Source organism: Streptomyces sp. NPDC107521, assembly GCF_055598485.1.
This window is the reverse complement of record NZ_JBVKAT010000046.1, coordinates 1-6432: the sequence shown is the minus strand read 5'-3', so window position 1 is coordinate 6432 and position 6432 is coordinate 1. Positions and strand designations below refer to the sequence as shown.

Here is a 6432-nt window from a genome sequence, read left to right as displayed (position 1 = left end):
CCCGACAGAACGTCCCACTCTTCGTCCGAGAGCTCATGTCGCCGCACCATGCGCCATATGATGCCCCATCAGCGGCCTTTGAAGACAGGCCCTAGGAGTTCATCCGCGTCGGCGAGCCGGATCCGGTGCTGATGGCGAACGTGCGGTGGCTGTCGCGCTACCGCCGGCGCCGCTGCGCGCGAGCGGATGTCGCCGAGCAGCTGCTGCGGGTGTTCGAGGAGCCGGCCCCACTGAGGCCCGGGGCGGAGGGGGTCGGCGACCCGCTGTTGGTCCTGCCGGTGCTGTTCCACCTGCTGTGGTCCGGCGTGCTGAGGGCCGATCTTGAGGGCGGGCTGCTGTCGCCCGACAGCCTCGTCGTGACGACGAGGGGAGAACGATGAGCGGGCTGCAGCGGCCGGTCGGAATCCGGGTCGGCGCATGGGTGCGCTTCATCGGGCAGGTCCGTGCCGTCGTGGGCGTCACGGCCAGGACGGTGACGCTGACGGACACGGAGGCCAGCCAGCGCGTCGTGGCGGTGGAGGACCTGACGGGCGAGGCGGACTTCGCCGTCGTCGACATCCCGGTCCGGATGCCACTGCCGGCCTCGTCACGGCTGGAGACGTTCCCGGCCAAAGCAGCCGAGAAGGCCCTGTGGTGGGAGGGGCACATCCTCGAAGTGCTGCACGGGCGGCCCCCGGAGGCCGGTCCGGACACCACACCGCGGCCGGAGTACGGTCCGGACCGCTCGCTGACGGCCCGCCAGCGGGCCAAGGCCGCTGAGCTGACGGCGGCCGGAACCAAGGTGTCGGCCAGCGCGGTCGCCAACCTGCGCCGCCGCTACCAGGCCGAGGGCGTGCTGGGCCTGGTCGATCACCGCCAGGCCGCGAAGCGGCCTGCGTTCGGCTCGGTGGACGAGCGGGTGGTGACGGCGATGCGCACGGCCATCGGTGAAGCCGTCGACGCCTCCACCCGGACGGGGTCGTTCATCCCCTGGCGGACCGGGGAGATCCTGCGCGAGACCTCAGGGACCGAGGATCTCGAAGTGCCCTCGGAGCGCACCCTCTACCGGCTACTGGCGAAGCTGACCGACGGCACCCATACCTTCAGCGCCGCGAGCACCCGCCGCTCCAAGGCCCACGGGGCGAAGGCCCCGTTCGGCGAGCTCCCGGCGTTCGCCCCGGGCGAGGTGATGCAGATCGACTCGACCCCGCTGGACGTGATGGTCCTGCTGGATGACGGCGTCCCGGGCCGGGTCGAGCTCACGGCCATGATCGACGTGGCCACGAGGACGCTCACCGCGGCGGTGCTGCGGCCGACCACGAAGTCGGTCGACGCGAGCGTGCTGCTGGCCCGCACGGTCACCCCGGAGCTGATGCGGCCCGGCTGGGCGGACGTGCTGAGAATGTCGCGCTCGGTGCTGCCGACCGACGGCTGCTGAGCCTGGACGAGCGCCTGGAGCACGCCGCGGCCCGCCCGGTGATCGTTCCGGAGATGATCGTCTGCGACCACGGCAAGGCGTTCATCTCCCGGAACTTCAAATCGTCCTGCCGGTTCCTGGAGATCGACTGCCAGCCCGCCCACAAGGGCTCCGGCTTCGAGAAGGGACACATCGAGTCGATGCTGGGCTCGGTGGCAACGCTGTTCATCCAGTTCCTGCCCGGCTACACCGGCCGCAGCGCGGACCACCGCAGCCGTCACCCGGAGCGCGAGCGGATCTGGTCGCTGCTGGAACTGCAGGAACTCCTGGACGAGTGGATCGTCGACGCCTTTACCGACCGCAGGAGCTCGGATACCAGCTCTGAACTGCGACGATCCATAGAGTACATGTCCGCGACGATGCTCAACGCTCTTTGCTGTTCTTCTCGTCTTGGTGATGTCGCGCGGGAGCCCTGTCCCACGGTTCCGTCCCCGTTGGTCCACGTGGATGATGGCGCGGTGACAAGCATCAGCGACGCCCACGTGAAGGTCCACTTCCGGATGGAGGTGGACGAGGACGGCTGGCCGCCCGCGAGCGTCGAGAGCCTGTGGGCACTCGACCTCGGCGACGGAACAGTGCGTCTCGACAACACTCCGTGGTTCGTCCGCGGGATAGCCAGCGGCGATGTCATCCGCGTGGACATCGATGACGACGGCCTGCGCTGGGCCGGGGAGACCATTCAACCCTCGGAGAACTGCACCATTCGGTTGATCGTGCTGAAGGATGGAGGCTCAGATGCGGCCCGACAGACCGTTCTGGAGACCTTCCACCGGCTCGGCACCACCGGTGAGAGCATCGAGCAGTTCCGGATGGTCGCGCTGGACATCCCGCCGGAAGCGGACATCCAGCGAATCCGCAAGCTGTTGGAACACGGCGACGCGAAAGGTTGGTGGCACGGGGAAGAAGGATGTGTCACTGCTGCCTGGAGAGCCAGTGCAGGCACTGAGGACGATTGAGCACCGCCGGGACGACTCGGGTCAGCAACCGGACGCGAGAGGTGGGGAATTGTCTGGCGTTTGCCATGGGCCGAATTGGCTGACCGTCGACAAGCCCGGCCGCCGGTAGGCGGCCGGGCCCCCGGACTGAGTCGGTGCCGGTCAGATGTGCTCGGTCGGAAGCGGCGACGTCACTGCTGAACTCCCGCTGAGGGGTCAGCGATCTGTGCTTCGAGGTCGGCGACGCGGCGGTCCTGTAAACGCTGGTTCGAGCGGGCGTCCTTGAGCCGCTCACCGAGGGTGCGGTTGTCAGTGGTGAGCTGGCGGACCCGCTGTTTGAGTGTCGTGTTCTCGGTGGTGATCCGCTGGACGGCTTCCTGGGTCCATTCCGCTTCCAAGTCGCTTATCTGGCCGAGAAGTTCGCCGATCCTGGTGCGCTGGGCGAGGATCTCGGCGTGGGCGGCCTTGAGGGCTTCCTCGGCATTCAGTGCGCGCTCGCGCCAGGTCGCCTCGCGCTCATCGTCCTGTTCAGCGAGCTTGTTCCACTTTGACGGACACCATTGGTGTGGTGGTCAGGCTGCGAGTGCGGTCTCGTATTCGGCGGGACTGCGGTAGCCGAGGCTGCTGTGCAACCGATGCAAGTTGTACCAGCCCTCGATGAAATCGAAGATGGCGGTGTGGGCAGCGGCCCGGTTGGGCCAGGCGGAGGTGCCGAGCAACTCACGCTTGATGGTGGCGAAGAACGACTCGGCGAGCGCGTTGTCCCAGCACTGACCGGTGCGGCCGACCGACAGTCGAACTCCGAACTGGTCGACCAGGGAAGCAAATTGCTGGCTGGTGTACTGGGCGAGTTCAACTGGTGGTTGCAACACCGGGATGTTGTAGCGAGCGTAGCTGTTCCTCGAACACCTCCGCCGGGGTCTTCCAGCCGAGGATTTTGCGGGGCCGGTTGTTGATGGCCAGGGCGACGGCTTCGAGGTCCGCGGACGACCACCGGGAGAGGTCTGTGCCTTTCGGAACGTACGTGATGTCGCCGAACCAGCGGGCATCCAGCCCAGCGGGGTCGGGCTGGAAGTCCCGGACGATGAGATTGGGCCGCAAGGCAGCCCCCGGATCGACGATTGTGGTCAGATGCCGCCGTCTGCGATGCCGGCCCTGCAAGCCGGCGGCCAGCATCAACCGGGCAACACGGCGGCGTCCGCACTCCTCGCCCTCCCGTTGCAGGACGGCATGGACGCGCGGGGCGCCATAGGTGCCGCGCGATCGCTGGTGGACCTCGGTGATCTGCTCGGTCAGCTCGGCGTCACGGACCGCCCGGGGACCGGGTTTGCCGGTGCGGCGGGCATAGAAGGCGGTTCTGGAGACCTTCAGCAGCTCACACGCCCGCTTGACGTTGTGGCCGCCCTGCTTCTCCGCCTCGATGAACGGGTGCACCGTCACCGGGTCTCCTTCGCGAAGAAAGCCGTGGCTCGCTTGAGGATGTCGACGTCTTCTCGCAGGCGGCGGTTCTCCCGCCGCAGCGCGGCCAGCTCCTCACGTTCACTGCTGGTCAGCCCTCTCGCTCGCCCGCGTCGACCTCGGCCTGCTTGACCCAGTCACGCACCGCGGCTTCGGTCAGGTCGAAGTCCTTGGCGATCTGGCCGACCGAGCGGTCACCACGCCGGCACAGCTCAACGATCTCGGCCTTGAACTCCCGCGTGAACGAGCGGCGAGGGCGAGGCTTCTTCTTCCCCATGCTCTCCATGATGGACATCCTCCCGGGGACGAACCCCTGATCTCGGATGTCCGCCAAAGCGGATCAAGCCCAGGTACAAAGGCCTGGGCCGGGGCACTTGGGGCCGCAGGGTCATGTCCGCTGTGGAACACCGCTCCTCCAACGGCCTGAGCACGTGGCCGGCCGGCTCACCACACCCGGCTCTCACACACTCGGCAACGTGATAGCGCTCTGTCATATGATCGTCACTTCATTGACTGTGAACCGTCGTCCTCATCGGCGTGCACCGCCAGGCATGACCCCGGCGACCGGCCCACCGGAGGGCACTCGGAAAGGGGAGCGAGAATGACATCTGGAGCCGTCGAGGACACCCACACGCCGGCAGAGGTCCTGCGGGCGGAGTTAGCGCGCCTCGACCGCCGCGTGGCCGAGTTGGAGGCGAAGCGCCGCAGGCACGTGCACGGCTCCGGCTCTCTCACTCTGGATGGGTTCCTCGAACCAGTCCGTCTCTCGCGCCGGGCCTGGGACCTGCGGCGGGCGGGCGGGGAGCCGCAGCGCAAGGTGATCAAGGTAGTCCGGCCGTCTGCGGTGACGCTGCCCCTGTCCTCCCCTTTCCGCCGGGAGCCACCGCGCAAGCCGGAGGACCGGCAGCCCGAATACCTTGAGCAGTTCGATGCCCGCACCCTCTTGTACGACGCCTTCCAGCACGACGGCGACGTGTGGCTGAGCGGCCCGCCGGTGAGCAACCTCAAGGCGCCGCTCAGCAACGGGGCCTGGCGCGTCGACGGCACCGACGTTACGGGCGACCTCCGTCTCCGCGACTGGGGCCGCACGCAGCGTTCGGTGATCGCGGGGGTCGGCGCGGGCCGCGAGCTGTCCTTCAGCCTGGGGAACGACAGGTTCAGCGCGGACATCGCTCCGAACGAGTCGGACCTTTTCGCCGGGCAGCGCACGATCATCACGAAGTCCAAGGACAACGACCTCGTCTGGATCCAGGACTTCCTGCGCTATTATCACATCGTGCACGGGGTGACCGGAATCGTCTTCTACGACAACAATTCCACGCGCTACACACCGCAGGACGTCGCCAACGCCATCGCGGAGGTGGACGGGATCACCACGGCCGTCGTCGTCGACTGGCCCTTCCCCTTCGGCCCGCAAGGCGGCCCTCACAAGATCTGGGACTCGGACTACTGCCAGTACGGGCTCCTGGAGCACGGCCGCTTCCGCTATCTGTCCCAGGCGGCAGGTGTGATCAGCGCGGATATCGACGAGCTGATACTCGCCGATGACGGCCGGTCCGTCTTCGATCACGCGGCCGAGTCCGAGACCGGCGTCGTGATGTTCTCCGGCTACTGGATGGCCAAGGCGACGCGCACCCCGATGGCCCCCGACCGCCAGCGCCGCTTCACCGACTACCACCACCGTTCCAAGGGGACGACGACGGTGAAGTGGGCGGCTTTACCCGGCGTCGTGGACGAGATGACCACGCAGTGGCGCGTGCACAGCGTCGCAGGCTCGGGGACCGTGAAGACCGACAAGATTCACCACAGGCACTTCGCGGGCGTGAACAACGGCTGGCGGTACGACCGCTCCGAGGGCGTCGCCCAGCCGGATGCCCATGTCTACGACCCACGCATGAGCCGCATCCTTGACCTCGTCTTCGGCTCCAGCCCCGAGGAAGTCCGGGGCACCTGGTAGCCGCCCGCCCTCAGCTTGCCCTACCTTCCAAGCGTGGCTCTGAGACGGTCATTCGTGAGGTCGTCGGACCCGAGGGTTCCCGGTATGGCTGTGTGAGGCTGATCCGTTGGAGTGGACAGACGTCATCTCATTTGGCGAGTCTGCGATAGCAGATGAGGGTGCAGGCGATGCTGGCGAAGGAAGGAAGTGTTCGTCCCTGCGTTCGTAACAACGATGGAGCCGACGGCACCCGGCGAGCCAGACCATGGTCCGTTCGACGGTCCAGCAGTGCCGTCCGAGCCGCTACGAGCTCTCACCCTTGTCGGCATGGAGCTTGCCGAGCCTGCGCCGACGCGGGCCCCGGCGGGACCGGATCGGCGGTATGCCCTTCACCAGCGGGATCAGTGTCCGGCTCTCGTGCAGGTGAGCGCCAAAGATCCCGATGGAGAGGGCAGACCGGTCCGCTCGGTGATGAGATCGATCTTCGACCCGTACGTGCCCCGCTCGACAGGATTCAGGCCTGTCAGGCCCCCTTTTCAGGGCTCGCATGTTAGACGTCATCTCAATTGGTGAGTCTTCGGTAGCAGATGAGGGTGCAGGCGATGCTCGTGAAGGCGAGAAAGTGGTCGGCTTTGCGCTCGTAGCGT

7 protein-coding genes and 3 pseudogenes are annotated in these 6432 nt (G+C 67.1%); 4 read left to right on the top strand and 6 right to left on the bottom strand.

Features of this window, described 5'->3' with window-relative positions; translation table 11 throughout:
* Positions 1–125: 125 nt before the first annotated feature.
* Genes ACZ7LB_RS31850 through ACZ7LB_RS31840 form a run of 3 tightly spaced genes read left to right on the top strand, consistent with a single transcriptional unit; the run spans position 126 to position 2412 of the window.
* Complete coding sequence (locus ACZ7LB_RS31850) at positions 126–380, top strand: hypothetical protein (protein WP_471473163.1); 255 nt, start codon at positions 126–128, stop codon at positions 378–380.
* Positions 377–1417, top strand: a complete 1041-nt coding sequence (locus ACZ7LB_RS31845; RefSeq protein ID WP_471473161.1) for a hypothetical protein — start codon at positions 377–379, stop codon at positions 1415–1417. Before ACZ7LB_RS31850 ends, ACZ7LB_RS31845 begins: the two co-directional genes overlap by 4 nt.
* A gap of 53 nt (positions 1418–1470) precedes the next feature.
* Positions 1471–2412: a DUF4265 domain-containing protein gene (locus ACZ7LB_RS31840; protein WP_471473159.1), complete on the top strand. Its 942-nt coding sequence runs from the start codon at positions 1471–1473 to the stop codon at positions 2410–2412.
* 170 nt (positions 2413–2582) lie between these two features.
* Here ACZ7LB_RS31840 and ACZ7LB_RS31835 read toward each other — a convergent pair whose 3' ends face one another.
* The 5 genes and pseudogenes from ACZ7LB_RS31835 to ACZ7LB_RS31815 form a co-directional block, all read right to left on the bottom strand.
* Positions 2583–2789 carry a hypothetical protein gene (locus ACZ7LB_RS31835; RefSeq protein WP_471473157.1) on the bottom strand — a complete coding sequence of 69 codons (207 nt, stop codon included), beginning with the start codon at positions 2787–2789 and terminating at the stop codon, positions 2583–2585.
* A gap of 174 nt (positions 2790–2963) precedes the next feature.
* Positions 2964–3263 carry a transposase gene (locus ACZ7LB_RS31830; protein ID WP_471473155.1) on the bottom strand — a complete coding sequence of 100 codons (300 nt, stop codon included), beginning with the start codon at positions 3261–3263 and terminating at the stop codon, positions 2964–2966.
* Positions 3244–3414: pseudogene (locus ACZ7LB_RS31825) on the bottom strand (IS30 family transposase); the annotation flags it as partial. The pseudogene ACZ7LB_RS31825 and the gene ACZ7LB_RS31830, both read right to left, overlap by 20 nt.
* Before the next feature lie 123 nt (positions 3415–3537).
* Positions 3538–3825: pseudogene (locus ACZ7LB_RS31820) on the bottom strand (IS3 family transposase); the annotation flags it as partial.
* Between the two features lie 115 nt (positions 3826–3940).
* The gene (locus ACZ7LB_RS31815) at positions 3941–4126 is read right to left on the bottom strand and encodes a transposase (protein WP_471473153.1); all 186 of its coding nucleotides are present in this window, start codon (positions 4124–4126) and stop codon (positions 3941–3943) included.
* A 540-nt stretch (positions 4127–4666) separates the two neighbouring features.
* Between ACZ7LB_RS31815 and ACZ7LB_RS31810 the strand changes: the two genes are divergently transcribed.
* Positions 4667–5806 carry a glycosyltransferase family protein gene (locus ACZ7LB_RS31810; protein WP_471473151.1) on the top strand — a complete coding sequence of 380 codons (1140 nt, stop codon included), beginning with the start codon at positions 4667–4669 and terminating at the stop codon, positions 5804–5806.
* 127 nt (positions 5807–5933) lie between these two features.
* Here ACZ7LB_RS31810 and ACZ7LB_RS31805 read toward each other — a convergent pair.
* A pseudogene (locus ACZ7LB_RS31805) lies at positions 5934–6321 on the bottom strand (transposase family protein); the annotation flags it as partial.
* Between the last annotated feature and the right edge of the window lie 111 nt (positions 6322–6432).

Coding starts and splice junctions, on each gene's coding strand:
- ACZ7LB_RS31845 (WP_471473161.1), top strand. CDS start 377: ATGAGCGGGCTGCAGCGGCCGGTCGGAATCCGGGTCGGCGCATGGGTG.
- ACZ7LB_RS31840 (WP_471473159.1), top strand. CDS start 1,471: ATGATCGTCTGCGACCACGGCAAGGCGTTCATCTCCCGGAACTTCAAA.
- ACZ7LB_RS31815 (WP_471473153.1), bottom strand. CDS start 4,126: ATGGGGAAGAAGAAGCCTCGCCCTCGCCGCTCGTTCACGCGGGAGTTC.